14 protein-coding genes are annotated in these 18864 nt (G+C 43.1%); all 14 read right to left on the bottom strand.

What is annotated here, in order from left to right:
• Positions 1-15: 15 nt before the first annotated feature.
• Positions 16-1206, bottom strand: a complete 1191-nt coding sequence (locus tag ACVBDU_RS02530) for a molybdopterin molybdotransferase MoeA (RefSeq protein ID WP_447178208.1) — start codon at positions 1204-1206, stop codon at positions 16-18.
• A gap of 36 nt (positions 1207-1242) precedes the next feature.
• Positions 1243-2223, bottom strand: coding sequence for a GTP 3',8-cyclase MoaA (gene moaA, locus ACVBDU_RS02525; RefSeq protein WP_447178207.1), 981 nt, complete (start codon positions 2221-2223; stop codon positions 1243-1245).
• Between the two features lie 9 nt (positions 2224-2232).
• The gene (locus tag ACVBDU_RS02520) at positions 2233-2844 is read right to left on the bottom strand and encodes a nucleotidyltransferase family protein (protein WP_447178206.1); all 612 of its coding nucleotides are present in this window, start codon (positions 2842-2844) and stop codon (positions 2233-2235) included.
• A gap of 10 nt (positions 2845-2854) precedes the next feature.
• The gene (locus tag ACVBDU_RS02515) at positions 2855-4231 is read right to left on the bottom strand and encodes a TlpA family protein disulfide reductase (protein WP_447178205.1); all 1377 of its coding nucleotides are present in this window, start codon (positions 4229-4231) and stop codon (positions 2855-2857) included.
• Positions 4224-5387, bottom strand: a complete 1164-nt coding sequence (locus ACVBDU_RS02510; protein ID WP_447178204.1) for an XdhC family protein — start codon at positions 5385-5387, stop codon at positions 4224-4226. Before ACVBDU_RS02510 ends, ACVBDU_RS02515 begins: the two co-directional genes overlap by 8 nt.
• Before the next feature lie 40 nt (positions 5388-5427).
• Complete coding sequence (locus tag ACVBDU_RS02505) at positions 5428-6600, bottom strand: cysteine desulfurase family protein (protein WP_447178203.1); 1173 nt, start codon at positions 6598-6600, stop codon at positions 5428-5430.
• Positions 6601-6883: 283 nt separating this feature from the next.
• Positions 6884-8722: a monovalent cation:proton antiporter-2 (CPA2) family protein gene (locus tag ACVBDU_RS02500; RefSeq protein WP_447178202.1), complete on the bottom strand. Its 1839-nt coding sequence runs from the start codon at positions 8720-8722 to the stop codon at positions 6884-6886.
• A 378-nt stretch (positions 8723-9100) separates the two neighbouring features.
• Positions 9101-9802 (bottom strand): helix-turn-helix domain-containing protein, encoded by a 702-nt coding sequence (locus ACVBDU_RS02495; protein WP_447178201.1) that lies wholly within the window; start codon positions 9800-9802, stop codon positions 9101-9103.
• 573 nt (positions 9803-10375) lie between these two features.
• Positions 10376-12301, bottom strand: a complete 1926-nt coding sequence (locus tag ACVBDU_RS02490; RefSeq protein WP_447178200.1) for an OmpA family protein — start codon at positions 12299-12301, stop codon at positions 10376-10378.
• 18 nt (positions 12302-12319) lie between these two features.
• Entirely contained in the window at positions 12320-13231 is a 912-nt protein-coding gene (locus ACVBDU_RS02485) for a PorP/SprF family type IX secretion system membrane protein (RefSeq protein ID WP_447178199.1), read from the bottom strand.
• 76 nt (positions 13232-13307) lie between these two features.
• A complete protein-coding gene (locus ACVBDU_RS02480) occupies positions 13308-14543 on the bottom strand; it encodes a T9SS type B sorting domain-containing protein (protein ID WP_447178198.1) in 1236 nt (411 codons plus the stop codon).
• A 4-nt stretch (positions 14544-14547) separates the two neighbouring features.
• Positions 14548-16509: an adaptor complexes medium subunit family protein gene (locus tag ACVBDU_RS02475; RefSeq protein ID WP_447178197.1), complete on the bottom strand. Its 1962-nt coding sequence runs from the start codon at positions 16507-16509 to the stop codon at positions 14548-14550.
• A gap of 12 nt (positions 16510-16521) precedes the next feature.
• On the bottom strand, positions 16522-17031 hold the full coding sequence (locus ACVBDU_RS02470) for a hypothetical protein (RefSeq protein ID WP_447178196.1): 510 nt from the start codon (positions 17029-17031) through the stop codon (positions 16522-16524).
• A gap of 9 nt (positions 17032-17040) precedes the next feature.
• The coding region (locus ACVBDU_RS02465; RefSeq protein ID WP_447178195.1) for a hypothetical protein at positions 17041-18864 on the bottom strand (1824 nt) is incomplete at its 5' end.

The following is an 18864-nucleotide window of genomic DNA, read 5'->3' as shown; positions in this document are numbered from 1 at the left end:
AAAACTTTACGGATATTATCCGTATTCAGGCAATAAATGCACTTCTACCGTTTCGCCTTTTTCATATTCCTTCACACCTTCTCCTAACCGTATCAGACAATTGGCACCGGCAAAAGACCCCATTCTGAAGGATTCCTGACCGGAAAGCGGGGTTACTTCTCCATTGACATAGATTCCTTTTAAAAACTGTGTCAATGCGTGCTTTTTGGAAATTTCATTACTCAAGGGAGCATTTAGTGCTGCCAGTTGTTTTTCCTTCCCGGAAAGTTTTTGCAAAGCCGTCCATACATATTCATAAAAACAGGTAAGTACGGATGAGGGATTACCCGGTAATCCGAAAATAATTTTTTGTCCTTTGGTCCCGAAATAAAGAGGTTTTCCCGGTCGTTGCCTGAGTTTGTGGAATCTTTGCGTAATACCACACCCTGAAGCTGCTTCCACGACAAAATCATAATCTCCCACACTGACTCCCCCGGTAAGCAATACCACATCATGGCTTTCCATATATTCACCGAGTGTTATGGTCAGTTCATCCAGGTCATCCCTGGCGCTGCCAACGGATATATTTTTCATCCCCATTTCACGAAGTGCGGCTTTCAGCATAAACGAATTAGATTCGTAAATCTGCCCCGATTGAAGGGGTTTGCCGGGAGTCTGTAATTCGTTACCGGTAACAATAACAGCAACGGAAGGCCTGGGATATACTTTTACTTCGGTAATACCCACTCCGGACAAAAACCCTATTCCGGCCGGGGTAAGGACAGTACCTTTTGCAAGTGCCAGTTCATCTTTCCGTATTTCGGTACCCCTTTGCCTTATATTGCTTCCTTTTTTAAGTTCGGCATCTTTTATAAAAAGCCTGTCTCCTTCCCTCTCTGTTTTTTCCTGCATAATTACGGTATCCGCTCCTTCCGGTACCGGAGCACCCGTAAATATCCGCACTACCTTTCCGGAAGACATTCGATATGCCTCTGTCTGCCCTGCAGGGATTTCTCCATCTACCTGTAATGCTTCCCTGTTTTTCCAGTCGGCATAAACAATGGCATACCCATCCATAGCCGATTGATTAAAAGGGGGGATATCGCAGGCGGCATGTACATCTTCGGCAAGAATATGCCCAATAGCTTTGTCCGTATCCATAATTACGGGTACCAGGGGAGATACATGTTCTTTTATAATTTTTCTGGCTTCGGTTACCGAGATCATTCTGTTCGTTCTATATCCGTTTGATTTTTTTTACAGCTATCCTCCTATACTTATCATGCTCCGGTTATCTATTTTATCCCCGTCCAGTTTTTTAAAATCTTCGTCCATCTGGCCTCCGAGTCCTTTTGCTTTTCGCAATATATTTTCCCGGATCAGCGGCACAAGGTCTTCTCTCCTGCGCAATGCCGACAAAAGATCGGTTTCTCCTTTGGAGAACAGGCAGTTTTTCATTTTTCCGTCTGCCGTGAGTCTCATACGGTTACAGCCACTGCAAAAAGGGGCACTCATGGTGCTTATCACGGCAAAAGTTCCTTTATGCCCGGGGACCCGGTATTTTTTCGCTACATCATGAGGGCTCGCTGCCAGTCGCTCAAAACGGTATTCCGCGCCTATAGTCTCCAACATTTCCTCCCAGGTAAATACCTGGTTGCTTGTCCACTTATTACCGTTAAAGGGCATGAATTCAATAAAACGGACGTGCACCGGGGTGTCCTTGGTCCATTCTACGAAATCTGTTATCTCATTGTCATTCAACCCCTTCATCACTACGGCATTAATTTTCACATGGAACCCTCTTTCTATGGCCATGTTTATATTATCCAACGCCAGGCGGAACTGTTTTCTCCTGGTCATCCACAGGAATTTTTCCGTCTTCAGGGTATCCAGGCTGATGTTCAGCGACTTTACTCCTGCTTTTTCCAGGACATCGATATAACGGTGTAGAAGTGTAGCATTGGTAGTCATGGTAAGTGTTACGGGAAGTCGGGATAACCTCTTTAGTATTTCCCCCACATCCTTTCTGGCCAGTGGTTCTCCCCCGGTCAGCCTTATTTTATTCACCCCGAGATCAACAAAGGTCTTTGCTATATGCTCTATTTCATCCACCTGCATCAGCCTGGCTTCGGGGGTAAAGTCGTATTCTTCGTCGGGCATACAATAGAAGCACCTCAGGTTACATACGTCCGTAAGGGATATCCTGAGATAATCGTGTGTTCTGTTGTATGTGTCTTTTATCATTGAATTTTTTTATAATTTTTTGTCATCCTCTATCCACCTGTGATAGTCTTCCATAGTATCGATATCTATATGTCCCAGGGGAAATTCAACGGTTTCCGTACGATTTTCATATTTACGGATAATCCCTTTTGCTCCCTGTTCCCCGGTCAGATCCTTGAGTTCCGGAAAGATACTTCGGTGAAATACTGCCGGAACACCTTTGTTGTCCTTGTACCAACTGGCTACCACGGCGGCTCCGGTTTCTTCCCGTTTTTTCAACAAGGCTGTCAGAAGTCCCGAATTTACAAAAGGCTGGTCACATAACATAATTAATATCGCGTCTGTTTTGTTTCCGGTCTTTTTTACCAGGTATTCGGTACCCAGCGAAATACCGGAAGCCATACCTTTTTCGTACTCCGGATTCTCCAGGAATATTACTTTATTTCCTTTTATCCCGGACTTTATAATCCCTGCACTGGCACCGAGTATAACTACTATGTGTTCCGTTCCGGTACCGAGTGCTTCGTCTACCGCGTGTTGTAACAGGGTCTTCCCTTTGTACTCCAGCAACTGTTTCGGTTGCCCTAAACGGCTGGAACTTCCGGCAGCAAGGATGATAATAGCATGGGGGTTATTTCTCAAAAGATATGATTTATGTTTGATTTTCCGCCACCAATGTTTCTATAATATCAATAGCGTCCGAAGCCTTCTCCATCCGTGAGTTTATTATGGTCCCATCCTTATCAATTACCATATACCTAGGCACATAATGTATACTGTAATTATAAACAAAAGCTCCCTTAAATCCGCCTTCGGCATATAACTCTGTTCCGAAATCTCCGGGTTGTTTTCGGATATAATCATCCCATGCTTTCTTTGAGTTATCCACGGAGACCATCAACACCTTTACTTCCGGATTATCTTTATATTTCTCAGCCATGGCCATGACTTCCGGCCTTTGCTTTTTACACGGGCCGCACCAGGTTGTCCACACGTCAATAAACACAATACTTCCCGTAAAATCGGACAATTTTATTCTTTCACCGTTTATTTGCTCTGCTTCAAAATCATAAGCCTTCTCTCCGTTTCTGGTTAACAGGTAGGGTTCCGAAATTTCCCGAAGATCATTATAAAACCTGTTGGACTTTTCCTTTTGTAGTATATCCTTCAATACGGAAACACTGAATTTATCCAGATGTCTTTTCCATGGGCCGGAATGCTCTATCAATTCTTTGACATAACATAGTTTATACCAATCCCGTAATTCTTTATTAACGGTATTATCATTCACATAATCTAAAAACGATCCTATGCTCTCCGGGGAATCTTTTGTTCCAAGGTATTCTCTCATCAGTTTAAGCAATGCGAGATTATGATATCCTTTAAAAAAGGGATCATTATGATCTATTCGTTCTGTAAAATCGAAGATAGCGTCTCCCGGATCTATATCATTGAAAACAAGTCCGTAATAAAGCATAAAATTGTTTATTCTAACAGAGTTGTGTAGTTTAATCAAACCTGTTTCTTCCCCGGTAAGCTTATCTGCATAAACGTTAATGACACTATCTCTTTTCAAGCGAAAATCATCCAGTATCTTAACAACGGTATCTTTAGGAGTGTCTTTCCCCATCAAAATATTGAGGTTCTCGTTGAGAAACGGAAGTGTACTACCGGTAATATAATTCAGGAGGGAGTCACTTAAATTATTCGTGCGAAGCGTGGAATCTTTTTCTATAATGATATCCAGTTCTTTGCCAGGCGTCAAAAGTATATCATAATTTTTCTTATCGTCTTTGGTATATATCCTGGCTGTAACAGGATATTTCACAGCACTGTTTATATTAACGTGTTTATCTCCGGGAGAAAGAACTGCAAGGTACTTATCTCCTTCGGCCGGCACCTGTGATATATATATACTGTCTATTTGTGTATTTCCGGTAACAGAATTAACGACAATACCCTTCGGCTTTTCCCGCTGGCAGGAAAACAGAATCAGGCTTAAAGTAATAATAAATAACACTTTAGGCATTTACATTTATTTTATCCGTTAGTTCTGTGCCTTTACTTTCGTGGATACTTCCTTTGTTATCCCTGAGATATGTTCCCGGTTTCCCGGAAAAAACAGCTTTTATTTCCGAGATTGCGGAAAGTGCTATTTCTTCGGATGTCTCCGCTCCTATGTCCAGTCCCACAGGGCTGAAAACATTTGCCGGAACAGCATCTATTTCCATTCCTTCTTTCCGGAGCTCCTCCAGTATACGTTCCCGTTTTTTTTGTGGTCCGAGCATGCCTATATACGAAATATTTTCCTGCAATAATCTTCTCATCAATATCTTATCGTAATTATAATTATGCGTCATCAATAATACGGCTGTACGGTCGTCTGTTTTTATAGTATCCAATACTTTTTCCGGCTCACCGATGACAATATTACACGAAGAAAAACGCTGTTTGTTGGCATAATTGGGCCTTCCATCCATGAGGGTTACCTCCCACCCGAGTATATTTGCCATTTCTACCACGGGAAAAATATCGTTACCCGCCCCGGCGATGAGCAGGGTTATTTCCGGGGGAATATATTGTATGAAAGCGGCTATTTCTCCTTGTTCCGTCTGATATTTTCTGAAAACAGAATACCCGTTCTTCAAAACATCCATACTCTCCTGTAACAACGTTGCCTGGGGAAGTATTCCATCTAATTCGCCGGAGGATCCTCCTTCTTTTAAAAGCAAACGGGTTCCTTGTATACCGCTTCTGTGATCTTCCAAAGAGAAAAGCGTTACCAGAACGGCAGGGTACCTGTCTTTTTGCAGCTTCCTCAAAAATTCTACGGGATTGGGTGAAGCCGAACCGGGCAGGGGTTCGATCAGTACGCGTATGATGCCATTACACCCCAAACCTACTCCCAGGACGGCATCATCTTCGTTCGAGGTATCATAAATTACTAACATGGGGTAATCCTGCATGATGACCAATAGCGACTTACGCAGTGCATCTCCTTCCAGACAGCCCCCACTTATAGCTCCTGTAAGTTCACCGTCTTCGGTAATAAGCATCCTGGCACCGGGACGGCGATAAGACGATCCTTCCACATGTACCACCGTAGCCAGGGCGGTTCTTTTTCCTTGTTCTGCTGCCTGGTCGCAGGCTTCTGTTATTTGCCGTATTTCTTTTGCTAAACTCAATGATCCGTTTTTTTAATTCATTATCGACACTCAACAGGAATTAGCCCTTTGTTATTTCCAATTGTCTTTTTCTTCTTTCTCTTACTGCTTTTATTATGGTTTCCGCAGCAAAGCGGGCTTCTTCTTCGGTCGTAAACCTTCCGAGACTTATACGCAGGGAATTCCCGGCCTGTTCGGCTGACATTCCCATGGCCCGGAGAACATGGGAAGGGGTGTGTACATTTCCTGAACATGCGCTTCCCCGGCTCACGGCAATATCCATGGCAAGGGACAATATAAAGCTTTCTCCTTCTATTCCGTCAATGGAAATATTGGTAACATGGGAAAGCCTGTTCCCCGTATCACCGTTAACTGCAATCCCGTTTTCGGTAAGCAATATATCTTCCATTATATTACGAAGCCGCTCCAAACGAGCGGTTTCCGTCCCCATCTGTCTGTAACATATTTCCGCAGCTTTTCCGAATCCTACAATTCCCGGTACGTTTAACGTACCGCTACGAAACCCTTTTTCATGTTTCCCGCCGTGAAGCAACGGGGATATTTTTTTCCTGGCCTCTTCGTTCATATACAAAGCCCCTACTCCTTTGGGTCCGTATATTTTATGAGATGAAAATGCCAGCAGGTCTATATTATCCTCCGGTACATTTACCGGGATCTTACCTACGGCCTGGGTAGCATCGCAAACGAAAAGGATACGGTGTTTTTTAGCTATCTCTCCTATTTGTCTTACCGGGTGAATAAGTCCTGTTTCGTTATTGGCGTACATCAGTACCACGGCTATGGTTTCCTGCCTGATCTCTCTTTCCAATTCCTGCAGATCGATATTCCCGAAAGCGTCTACTCCCAGGTATGTTACCTCACAGTCTTTTTTTTCGAGATACCGGCAGGTATCCAACACGGCTTCGTGTTCGGTCCGGGCGGTTATGATATGATTTTTATGAGGATTATCTGTATTCGCAATACTTTTTAATGCAAGGTTCAGTGCTTCCGTGGCCCCTGAAGTAAAAACCACACCGGAGGAGGGCGCCCCTATAAGGCGTGCTACTTTCTTTCGGGCGAATTCTATCGCTTCATTCGCTTCCCAGCCATACCCGTGATCCCTGCTGGCCGTATTGCCGAAATGTTCTGAAAAATATGGGATCATAGCATCCACAACGCCGGAATCGCAAGGGGTGGTGGCATTATAATCGAGATATACGGGCTTTTTGAGCATTTACTATAGTTTTCCTGATATGAATAAGTCCCTGGTTTTCCGTAAACTATTGCATACTGCGGCCATTATTGCAAGTCCACTTATGACATGAATACCTCCTGTGGCAATATTGAGGTCTGATACAATCATGACAGGTACTTACGGAAACCCGGGATTCTGTACTCACTAAATATATAGTTTATTTTCGGCTTAATCAACCCTTACGGACTTCGAAAGAGATAACATGACTACTTTTATCATATTTTTAACACCTTTCCGGAGGGTGCCTTTGTTTCCGCGCTTTTCAGTTTTCTTCTTCCACTTCCATCTGAAACTCTTCGCGATCTGCTTTCATTAGTATATCCAGTTCCTGCATTTTTTCGCGTACAGCTACGATATATTCTTCATTGTTCCGTATACTGGAAAGATATTTAAGTGTTTTTTCATCGTGAATAAAAAAAGTCTTTGCCGCTCTTACGGCTTCATGTCTTTTATGGCCTAGTATTTTAAGGGCATCCACTCCAAGCCGGAGACTGGTATCCAGGCTTTCCCTGTATATATGCATCATTCCGGCATTCATCTGGCTATATGCCTCGTTCCTGTCTTTTGCACGGACAAGCATATAGAGATGCGGAAAATGTTTTTTAACGGTTTCTATAAGGACCTTACGTTTCTCTTCATCTCCTATAGCTATAATCAGGATTTCCGCTTTTTTGGCCCCGGCAATTTCCAGGAGATCGTGTCTGGTAGCGTCTCCGAAGTAGACTTTAAGCCCTACTTTTCTCAGAAAATCTACATTGTCGCTGTCGTAATCCAGTACGGTAACGGGGATATTATGTGCCTGTAAAAAACGGCCCACCGTATTTCCGAAATGTCCGTAGCCGGCAATAATCACAGCATTCTCCTCTTCCTCTACATCGTTATAATCCTTATTTTTATCCTCGGTGCTAACGGAACACAAACTGGTAAGGATAAATTTTTCGTTAAACATCATAAGCAACGGCGTACATGCCATGGAAATGGCAACGGTAGCCATCATAAGGGAATTTAATTCTTCGGAAAGTATCCCTTCTCCGAGACTGAAGCTGAGCAGCACAAAAGCAAACTCTCCTACCTGGGCAAGGCCGAGACTGAAAATAAAGTTCTGTGCATTCCGGATATTGAATATTTTCCCCAGGAGAAGCAACACAGCCGCTTTAAGGACAATAACCCCCAGTACCATCCCGGTAATTGTCCAGGGCTGTTGTACTACCAGTTGAAAATCGATGGTAGATCCTACGGTCATAAAAAAAAGTCCTAATAGTAATCCTTTAAACGGGTCTATAGCGCTTTCGAGTTCATGCCTGTATTCGCTGTTGGCCAGCAATACTCCTCCCAGGAAGGCTCCTAAGGCGGGACTAAGCCCTACGAGGTGCATAAGCAATGCTATGCCTACAACGAGGAGCAGGGCTATAGCAGTAAACATTTCACGCAGATGTGTCCTTGCTATAGCCCGGAATACGGGATACAGCAGGTATTTACCCGCTAAAATAATGATAGTTACGGCTCCTATCACGGCCAGGGTTTGCCCCCATCCGGGGAGATGTCCTATAAGTGTTGTTTCGTCGCTGGTAGTATTTCCCCCGTTTACGGACAATAATGGTAAAATGGCAAGGATAGGTATAATTGCCACATCCTGAAACAGAAGCACGGCAAATGCGCTCCGTCCCGCCATGGTCTTGTTCCAGCCTTTTTCTTCCAGTATCTGCAGTACTATGGCGGTGGACGACATCGATATGATCATCCCCAGGGTAAGGGAAACCTGCCAGGAATATCCGAGCAGGTTACAAATGATAAAAACCAGCAAGGATGTACAGAGCATCTGGGCTCCTCCCAGGCCTATGATACGACGTCTCAAGCGCCATAAGCGCAAAGGTTCGAGTTCAAGGCCAATAACAAAAAGCATCATGACTACTCCGAATTCGGCAAAATGCATGACATCCTGGCTTTCCTCTCCCACCAGCTTCAGAAAAGACGGTCCGACTATTATCCCGGCAAGCAGGTAACCCAATACGGACCCCAGTTTAAAATACTGGGCTATAGGGACCATAATAACGGCCCCGGCAAGATATATAAAGGCCTGAATAAAAAAAGATTCGTGCATCGGCTACTTGTTGGTTTGTAATTATACCTGTTTTCTTTATTTCCGGGGACTAAAAATATCCCGAAAGAGAATTCTAAATTACAAATAAAAAAGGAAAGATCTCCACCTTTCCTTTTCCCTAAAACCAAAGCAAGTAACCGATAGAATTAACGGTAATATTTGCTTTATAATCTCTTTTTTTAGTACACGACAAAATCAGATTTTGGCACTATTTATCGGAAAATCAGTTTTACCCTAGCCCTAAAGGGAACCCGATTTTCCTCGTCCCGATTTTCCTCGGGATCTCCCTTTAGGGCCGGGGTCAAATCCCGAAAGCTTTCGGGAGAGGAAAATCCTGCGAAATTGAATTTTGTCGTGTACTAAAAATCTCTTTATATTTTATCCGTCCACAAAATCCTGGTAGATAATACTGGTGACTTTCCATATTTCTATGATCTCTCCACGTATCATACTCACGTTTCCGGGTATTAATTTATGATTATTTGTTATGACATGGATCATGGACTTATCGTTTTCGTCTTTTTCTACCTGACCTATGAATATTCCCTGTTCACGGTTGACCAGAACATATGTTTTGCCCGTGGCAAAGGTCTCCGTAATTTCAACCGGTTCCCCGACAACATAAGATATTCCCTTAAAGGTCACGGAAGATGACATATCGGTAGTCTGAAAGGCCCTGGCGTTTTCGGCAGAAGAAAAGGGAAAACGGTATCTGGGTAAACTGCCGAGAAAATTTCTATCCTGTCTTTGTGAAACATATTGGTATTGTAACTCCCTCGGGACGGCAATAATATATCTTCCGGAATCAGGTTCGAACACATTGTTAGAGAATAATTTATTCATATCCAGCTTGTGGTGTTTGCCCATGGCAACCAGCCTGCTATAATCCAGACTATTCCTTTTTTTCCACGTGGATATGGTGTTAGCTCTCACCCCGAGCACGTCTGATAATTCTTTATTTGTCCGAAGATTCAGAATTTCTTTCAGATTCTTCAAAACCTCCTTTACACTGAGCTCTTCTTTCCCTGGAACTGTGTTATTTCTTTTTTTGGTTCGGTTGTTTGTTTCCTCTCTCTTCATCTTTTCTATGCATTTAGCAAATACTACGCACAGTAACCAAATCATGGGGGTGGGGCCATTGTTCGTAGTTTAACGAATATTATTAAATCTTATTTCAATTCACTTCATATTTTTATCCGCTATAACAGTCTGTAAAAGTACGTTAGCCTTAATTTTATCCTTATTTTTTTAGTACATGACAAAATTCGATCTGGGTGGATTTTCAGGCTATATCCGATATCTCAGAAAGTCCGGATGCTCTATCTTTTTAGTGAACTCATCTTGACTTTTCTAATTGGCTGCAAAATGATCTTTTTACTCCAGATTTCGCCTTTTTCTTGCTCCGTAGCTATGGCTATGCAGCGCAAAAAAGCCTGCATCTGAAGCAAAAAACTCTATTTCCTGCCTGCCGGCAGGTTTGCTTCAATCACAAAAGTCAAGATGAGTTCAGTAATAATCAAAACCCGTATTATAATGACTGTAAAAAAATATAAAACCCTTAAAAAAATATTTCCACCTGCCAGAATATATTGATAAGGACAAAAGATTATCCTGAAAGCCCGTATTCCGGGAACTTAAAAAACGAATACAAAATTACATTTGGATCAGTATAAATTCACTTCTCCTGTTTTGCTGATGTTGTTCTGCAGTACACGGTACGCCATTTGCACAGGAATTTATAAGTTCGGTTTCCCCATATCCTTTACCACTGATCCGATCGGGAGAAATACCTCCTTTATTCCGTATATAATTTACTGTTGCTTTGGCCCTTCTTTCGGAAAGTGCCATGTTATAAGCATCACTTCCGCGACTATCGGTATGTGAACGTACTTCTACGACCAGGTCGGGATACTGTTTCATCACCTCAATAACCTTGCCAAGTTCTATCTCGGATACTTTTCGTATTCCCGAGCCGTCAAAATCGAAATAGATGGGTTTCAGTCCGAGTTTTTCAGTTAGATCATCACCTGTGGTTACCTTTACACCGTCTCTGACCAGATCTATCACTACGTTTCTGTTTTCACCGTTTTCGAGTTCGTTTACCCAATGTTCCCGGCTTTGATATTCTTCTTTGCCTGCTCTTAAATTATAGTTGGTAAAAGGCCATACGGGAATACAGAAATTCCCGGAAACATCGGTCAGGACCTCGTTTAACATTTCATTATCCCGGTCATAAAGTGTCACTTTTGCATCGGACAAAGGTTCTTTTGTTATGCTATCCCTGACCAATCCGCAAAGGGTTGCCTTCGGATTAAGAGGTTCTTTTTCGGATATGGCATAGATATTATCAAAGCCGGTTTCCTGTTCCCGGTTCGAGGACAAAAACCCCTTTCCGTCACTACGCATGATAAAAGCAAAATCATCCACCGGGGAGTTTACCGGGCTTCCCAGGTTTACGATCCTGTAACGACCGAAAGGGTCGCGGATAGCTGTAAATATATCGAGTCCACCCAAACCATTATGCCCGTTGGAAGCAAAATAGAGCCTGTCGTTTTCATCTATAAAGGGGAAAGTCTCCTTCCCGGGGGTGTTTATATCCGTTCCAAGGTTTTCTACAGGCCCCAGCTTGCCATTATCCAGTATTTCCGTAACAAAGATATCGGTATTTCCAAGGGTTCCGGGGCGTTCGGAAACGAAATAAAGGCGTTTGTCGTCCGGGCTTAATGCCGGGTGGGCCGTGGAATACGCATCGTCGTTTATGGAAAGGTCTTCTATATTCCCCCACTCCCCGTCTGCATAGGTAGCCCTGTATATTTTCAAGTGGTTTGTACCGTCTTCGGATTTACGGAATTCTCCTTTCCGGTAATTATTCCGCGTAAAGTACATGGTTTTCTTGTCTTTTGTCACCACCGCTGTAGTCTGGTGATATCTGGAATTCACCTCTCCTTTTAATTTTTTCGGTTCCGTAAGCGTTCCGGTACTGTCTATAGTCGAGGTATACAGTTTGAGAAAGGGCATTTGGTTCCACTTATGGGTTCTTTTTACAAAGATTCCCGTATCCCTGGCCGAAGCGAATATTACCTGGTCCTTACCGTAAAAACCGGTTCCGAAATCGGCATATCCGGTATTGATTCCCGCATCGGTTAAAACATAGCGGGGCGATCCGTTTTCCAGGGTTTCCGCAATATGGAGCAGCTTTGCATTATCTTCTTTCGGGTGACCTACAAGGTTGTAAAATTTATCTAAAACCTTATCCGCTTCCCCGTACTTTTCATCTGCTTTAAGGCACTGGGCATACCGGTAATAATATTCCGGTTCTGTTTCTCCTTCGTAAGACATCATTTTCCTGTAATACGGCAGGGCTTCCGCATAACGGGCGTTAAAATAATAAGCATCGGCCAGTTTACCGTACAGGTCTTTGGATTCATAACCATTCTCCAGAAGTCTCTCGTATAATTCACTGGAACGTATATAGGCAAACTTGTCATGATCTTTATCCGCACGGGCTTTTTTGGCCTCCTGGGCGAACAGGGAATTGCACAGGAAAAGAAGAAATGCTATGTGTAGTATTTTGTTCATTGTATGTTATCGCTTAGGTTAGAAAAATCTCGGGGAAACCATTCGGTTCCGGGATGAGGAAATAAATTCGAACCGGACAAATATTTCATGTGTCCCAGAATTGTAATTTCCTAATCGCGTGGTATCATAGTCGTAAGCATATCCCAAATGCAGCCCTTCGGTGATACTAAAACCTGCCAGAAAGCTCACGCTGGCATCCCAGCGATATGCGGCTCCAAGGGTAAAATTGTCATTGAACAGGAAATTAGCCGAAACATCCACTCCCAGAGGGGCACCGCTTACTGCTTTGACCAGGGCTGCCGGTTTGAATTTTAGCATGGGGTTAAGATCAAAAACGTATCCCCCTATTAGATAGAAATGCATTTTTTCCTTGGCTACGGACTGCTGGATATCATCGTAGAAACTGGTTTCCAGCAAGGCGGGAACCGATAGTCCTACATACCAGTTACTGGAATGCAAATAGGCTCCTGCACCAATGTTCGGCGAAAATTTGCTCAGTCTTCCGGTTAGCTGCGGGTCTCCTTCGTCATGGATATTCAGTTTATCGTAGTTTATATCCAGGAAACTTCCCCCGGCCATAACTCCCAGGTTCAGCCAGGTATCGTAATCCAGTTGCAATTTATAGGAAAAACTGGCATTGACATATGTATCCCTGGACGGACCTATTTCATCATTAATGATGGACAATCCCAACCCATGCCCCTGGTAACTGATCGGGGAATGTATGGAAAACTGGGCTGTTTTAGGCGCTCCTTCCAGGCCTACCCATTGCTGTCTGTATAAGCCCAGCATACTGGTAGCTCCCCTGGTACCGGCGTAACCGGGGTTTACACTTATAGTGTTGTACATATACTGTGTATACTGGGGTTCTTGTTGCGCGAAACCTATCCAGGAGCCGAATAATCCCAATATCAAAAATATCTTCTTCATCTGTCTTGTTTTTTACTGCTTCATTTTCCGGAAGTCTAAAACTTGTTATTCCCCCTTCTATACTACATGGGCAGGATTAATTGATATACAAATACCCTGATTTATCTCTCAATATGTTGTTGTCGTTATACTTCAGGATGTAGAAATACGTACCGGAAGGCAATAACCTGCCTTTGTTTATCGTAGCACGTCCATGCGAATACCCGTCAAAACGGACGTTGGTATTATTGTATCCCTTCGCTTCGTATATCTTTACACCCCACCGGTTGTAGATCTCCACAGTATTTTCCGGGTATTTTTCCAGACCTTTTATATAGAAAAAGTCGTTCCTGCCATCCCCGTTGGGAGACACCCCGTTATAGATCACCAGGCCGCTGTCCGGCTCTTCTTCTGTCATTACTTTGGCAAAAGTGAATATACCATAGCCGGATACCGCCGTAGTCACCGTCTTTTCATCGCGGTTTTCCACACCTCCTTCGTCTTTCCATCTTTTATGGACAGCATCCCAGCGTACAATGTGTATGGCTTTACCGTCTTCTTCGTTTAAAATATCCGATGGCGTGGTCTCTTCATTCCACGTAAGGGTAAGGACTATACCGGATGTTCCGTTAGTCCGGTTTATCTCCCAATATTCCGTATCATCTATCCGTTCTATGTTGTTTTCCTTATCGGAATGCGCATAGAGTGTATTGGAATTTTTCAGGATATATTGCGAAGTAAAATGGTCGTCCGTATCGGATGGTTCTGACATCGATGCCCTTCGGTAATAACCTCCGTCCCCTATGGGATAATCAAAGGCTTCGTCACCTATTTTACGTACCTGCCCGTCTACAAAACTGATATCGGAAACCTGTTCGTGGAAGGCACCCTGCTGAAAAGTGACCAATCCACCATAGATATCGCCGTCTACAATACCGTCCTGAAACTGGGCCTTTCCGGAGATACCGATATCTCCGGAAAGGTGAAAGGCGGGTTGGGTAGACGGATTGTCAAAAAGTACATGGAAAAAATCCGAAGGCATCTCCCCTGTTATGGACTGTGCCCCGTAAAGTCCCTTGAAAAGTGTGATTCCGGTCTTTGTTCCGGGGGTAAAGCTTACCAGGCCATCGTTGTTAAAGTTTCCGTATATGTAGAATTCTCCGTCGTTGCTTACTGTTCCGCTTTCCCTGTTGTCAAAATCTTCCATAGTGGATAGCTGGGTTCCGGGAGCAACGGACAGTTCTCCGGTGTTAACGGTTTGTGCGGAAACCTGGCATACCTGCAACAAAAGGACCAAGACCCCAATAATTTTTATGTGTATATCTTTATTCATATCCTTATTGTTTAGCTTTTGAGGGAAGCATGGGGTTGGTGATTACCATACATTTCTTCAGGATAGTCTCTAATTGCAAATAACATCCCGGTTCCATTCCCGGTATAACTGCATAGAAACGGGTAACTGTAGTTCCATCATTATTAGCCGGAAAATCTCCCGTTACTTCCTGCGAACCTGTTTCTCCCGGGATACCGTCGTAAAATATAGTCCCTGACGGATAAACATCGGTAACCGTTATTCCCGGAACGCTTCCTCCTTTACAAAAAGATGTAAAACGTTTAAATCCTTCCTCGGTAACATCCGGACATGTAACACCGGCTATGTTTATCGTCGATACAAAATCACCATATACCGGTCCGTAGCAGTCGCCAGAAGCGTATTCCCTGATAAATTCGGTATTCAATGGCGTACCTGAAGTGGCGCCTGCGCCTGTTATTTGTCCATTGATGGGAATGGTCAGTCCACAGCCACCTGCGGAGGTGGTCAGCAACGTACAATTATCTGTTATGCGAATCTTGTACCTGAGTTTGCCCAATAGTTCATCCGGAGTACTTCCTAATGGTATGGTACCAATATCCCATATGATTTTACCACCTGGAGTTTCATTGGGATCGTTACTATAAGAGTGCTCCCAGGTAATGGTTCCTCCGAGCGTTTCTGCCGAAGCCTCCACAAAATGTACATTGGGCGGAAGAGGTATCTCTACCCTGGCATTATTGATCGCTTCGGTTCCCCGGTTGTATATGGAAAGGTCAAACTCTATTTCTTGTCCCGGGTCTACAACACCGTCATGGATTATGCCCGTATCCGTAGGCGTATTTACCCCATCTACTTCCGGTACATAAGCGTCTACGGCAAAAACAATGTTATAAATAATATAGGTATCCTGGGTAGTCCCATAACGAAACCGGGTAGATGACTGGCTATTTGCAATAATTTGATTACTATTATTATTCAGATCAAACATACTGATATCGATACCCGTATTGTTTAACAGATCAGGATTCCTGGAATTTCCCCCGGTGTATATGGAAGAGTTAAAAAAGTTATTGGTCGTATTACCTCCATGGCTTAAATATATCCAATTGGAATTGGCCGCATTTCTGATCTGAAAATAATCTCCCGGAATACCAACATCCCCTTCACCTGCCATCATACCTATTGTTACAGCTACGTCTCCATTCTGTGCAGCTTTAAATCCAGATACAGGTAATTCATGATTACCTGTTCCGCCTGCCACATAGCCATGTCCGTCAAATACTGTAATATCCCGCCATTTCATGGCAGGATTTTTATAAACAACGACCAGTCCCCAGCCACCATAATAACCGGTTCCTCCCCCGTTCCCTTCCCGGAGGGCCATATCTGCCACAAAGTATTCACCCGCTCCATTCTCTCTCACATAATCGGTCACATCGGCATAGGCAGAATACATATAATCATGGGAAGTAGTTGGATAATAAATATCATTCTGCCCCGCAGTAACTTCCTGGTAGGTGCCCCCTGCTTTTTTTAACTTGACCTTTCGCTTATCCAATTGTTTTCCTCCAACTGTAAACGTATTGGAACTACTTCCATTATGTGCTCTTCCCGACCAATATAACCCTGCATAAATAATTTCGGAGCACTCTTCTTCTCCTTCCAGAATGAGTGTGGCCGACGAGGAGTTAAGTGTATTTTGGTCTCCGTCGATATCCACATATCTCATATCAGTATTACTGTTATTAGTAAAATCAGAATAATTTACCAATGTCATATTCGTATTACCGATCATAGTGAAATCACCCTGCAGGTTGTAATTGGTTACATTCGTATACGGTGCGGGAGCCTTGTCCGATATTCTGGGTTCAAAAGGCACGATAACCTGGGCAAAACCCGAAAAACCGGCCGTAAACAAAAACAGGAGGCAAACAACCCGTAAAGTAGTTTTTAACGATTTAATCTTATAAAAATCTGTTTTCATAGAATCGGGGTTTTAGTTTGCTGCTTCCAATGTCTCAAACAGGATTTCTACTCCGTTCTCCCCTGTATCGGAAGATTGTAGTGAACGGATCAGACCGGTTACGAGATTCTCATTTAACGGTTGATAACTCCTGATAAGAATGTAGCGAAGATTTTGAAACATTACCAGATCATCTTCCGCTATACCAATATTTCCATTATTGTTCCAATTGATAATCAGCAATTGTGCAGAATTGAAATCTTTAGTATGCCTGGAATTCTTCAATTCGGGCAACAAAGAGACATCTTCAAACTCCACTACTTCGACCCCTCCTTCTTTATTCCATATATATAGGGGTTCCCTTTCTTTTGTAAAGGACAGTTTGTAAGGTGTTCCTGCCTTCAGGTATTCCAAATCCCTGGCTTCCTGTTTACCGGAAGTACTTTGCTTCTTTTCCAAAGAAACTATTTTGGTATTCTGGGCCTCCCCTTTCCACAGAAAGCACAGAAATACAATGGTTGCGATATATGTTATTTTTTTCATCTTTCAATCCTATTTCACTTCAAATACAATATTCATAAAACTTGCTAAAGATATCTCCGCATCTGCCTTGACAGTATAGGTTAATATCCCTGTATCGCTTACCGAAACACTTTCAAATACATCAGCATCGAAATACGTTATATAATAGTTCAATTCTCCTACAGGTAACACAGGTAAAGTAGCAGTGCCGGATGCCGGGTTCTTGGCCATAGGACTTCCAAACTGGTTACTGTACATGCTATATAAATCAAGTGTTTGCGGAGTACTTCTGACTTCTGTGGGTACTGCTACCGACGGCATGTAAAAGAACTTGGGCATAACGGCTTTTATCGCTGTAATTTCACCTTCTTCATCTGTATAATTAATACTGCCGTTATCGCCGGCTTCTAAAATGGTTAGTGTTTCGTTAGCCTGTACCAGTTCTTCAAAATTGATAGTCTGGGTGTTTCCGGACTCATCGATATACGTAAACTGGTCACCATCGTAATACACATTACCGCCGATGTTCTTGATGATCTCTTCTAAAGTATTGTAGACGTTTTCATTGTTGACGATCTCCTCAAACTGATTGATCACATCTGCAGGTACATTGATCGTGGTTACCGTACCATCTTCAGAAGTGTAGGTATAGGTGCCGTTTTCATTATCTACCAAGGTCGTTACCGTTTCGTTAGCCTGTACCAGTTCTTCAAAGTTGATCGTCTGGGTATCCCCGTTCTCATCCAGGTAGGTAAACTGGTCACCATCGTAATACACATTACCGCCGATGTTCTTGATAATCTCTTCTAAAGTGTTATAGACATTCTCATTGTTGACGATCTCCTCAAACTGATTGATCACATCTGCAGGTACGTTGATGATAGTCTCTGTTCCATCTTCAGAAGTATAGGTGTAGGTACCGTTGGCATTGTCTACCAAAGTAGTTACCGTTTCATTAGCCTGTACTAACTCCTCAAAGTTGATAGTTTGGGTATCTCCATTCTCATCCAAATAAGTGAACTGATCACCGTCGTAGTATACGTTCCCGCCGATGTTCTTGATCAGGTTTTCGATAGCGTTGAAAATATCTCCTTCGTTGGTGATATTTTCCACAACGCTGGAAGGTACATCTACTGTAATGGTATCTCCATTGGCATTGGTGAAAGTATACGTGCCATCTCCGTTGTCTACCATTGCAGTCGTGTTGGCATCAAAGACAACATCAATACCTTCTTCATTTTTATAGGTAAATGTTCCGTCCTGGTTGTCTACCAAGGTAGTTACCGTTTCATTGGCCTGTACCAACTCTTCAAAGTTGATGATTTGAGTATCTCCATTCTCATCCAGGTAGGTAAACTGATCACCATCGTAATACACATTACCGCCGATGTTCTTGATGATCTCTTCTAAAGTGTTGTAGACGTTTTCATTATTAACAATCTCTTCAAACTGGTTGATCACATCTGCAGGTACGTTGATCGTGGTTACCGTACCATCTTCGGAAGTATAGGTGTAGGTCCCGTCTTCATTGTTCACCAATGTGGTTACAGTCTCATTAGCCTGTACCAACTCTTCAAAGTTGATGGTTTGAGTATCCCCGTTCTCATCCAAATAAGTGAACTGATCACCATCGTAATATACATTACCGCCGATGTTCTTAATCAGGTTTTCGATAGCATTGAAAATATCGCCTTCATTGGTTATATTTTCCACAACACTGGAAGGTATATCTACTGTAATGGTATCTCCGTTGGCATTGGTGAAAGTATACGTACCATCTCCGTTATCTACCATTGCAGTCGTATTGGCATCAAAAGCTACAACTTCTCCGGATTCGTTGGTGTAGGTAAAGGT

It is taken from the genome of Sinomicrobium endophyticum, assembly GCF_052983315.1.
The sequence above is the reverse complement of the archived record's forward strand: the minus strand, read 5'-3'. Positions and strand labels throughout refer to the sequence as shown.

Excerpts from the sequence above, each read along its gene's own strand:
- ACVBDU_RS02490 (WP_447178200.1), bottom strand. The coding sequence starts at position 12,301 with ATGAACAAAATACTACACATAGCATTTCTTCTTTTCCTGTGCAATTCC.
- ACVBDU_RS02475 (WP_447178197.1), bottom strand. The coding sequence starts at position 16,509 with ATGAAAACAGATTTTTATAAGATTAAATCGTTAAAAACTACTTTACGG.
- ACVBDU_RS02480 (WP_447178198.1), bottom strand. The coding sequence starts at position 14,543 with ATGAATAAAGATATACACATAAAAATTATTGGGGTCTTGGTCCTTTTG.
- ACVBDU_RS02485 (WP_447178199.1), bottom strand. The coding sequence starts at position 13,231 with ATGAAGAAGATATTTTTGATATTGGGATTATTCGGCTCCTGGATAGGT.
- ACVBDU_RS02500 (WP_447178202.1), bottom strand. The coding sequence starts at position 8,722 with ATGCACGAATCTTTTTTTATTCAGGCCTTTATATATCTTGCCGGGGCC.
- ACVBDU_RS02505 (WP_447178203.1), bottom strand. The coding sequence starts at position 6,600 with ATGCTCAAAAAGCCCGTATATCTCGATTATAATGCCACCACCCCTTGC.
- ACVBDU_RS02470 (WP_447178196.1), bottom strand. The coding sequence starts at position 17,031 with ATGAAAAAAATAACATATATCGCAACCATTGTATTTCTGTGCTTTCTG.
- ACVBDU_RS02530 (WP_447178208.1), bottom strand. The coding sequence starts at position 1,206 with ATGATCTCGGTAACCGAAGCCAGAAAAATTATAAAAGAACATGTATCT.
- ACVBDU_RS02515 (WP_447178205.1), bottom strand. The coding sequence starts at position 4,231 with ATGCCTAAAGTGTTATTTATTATTACTTTAAGCCTGATTCTGTTTTCC.
- moaA (WP_447178207.1), bottom strand. The coding sequence starts at position 2,223 with ATGATAAAAGACACATACAACAGAACACACGATTATCTCAGGATATCC.
- ACVBDU_RS02495 (WP_447178201.1), bottom strand. The coding sequence starts at position 9,802 with ATGAAGAGAGAGGAAACAAACAACCGAACCAAAAAAAGAAATAACACA.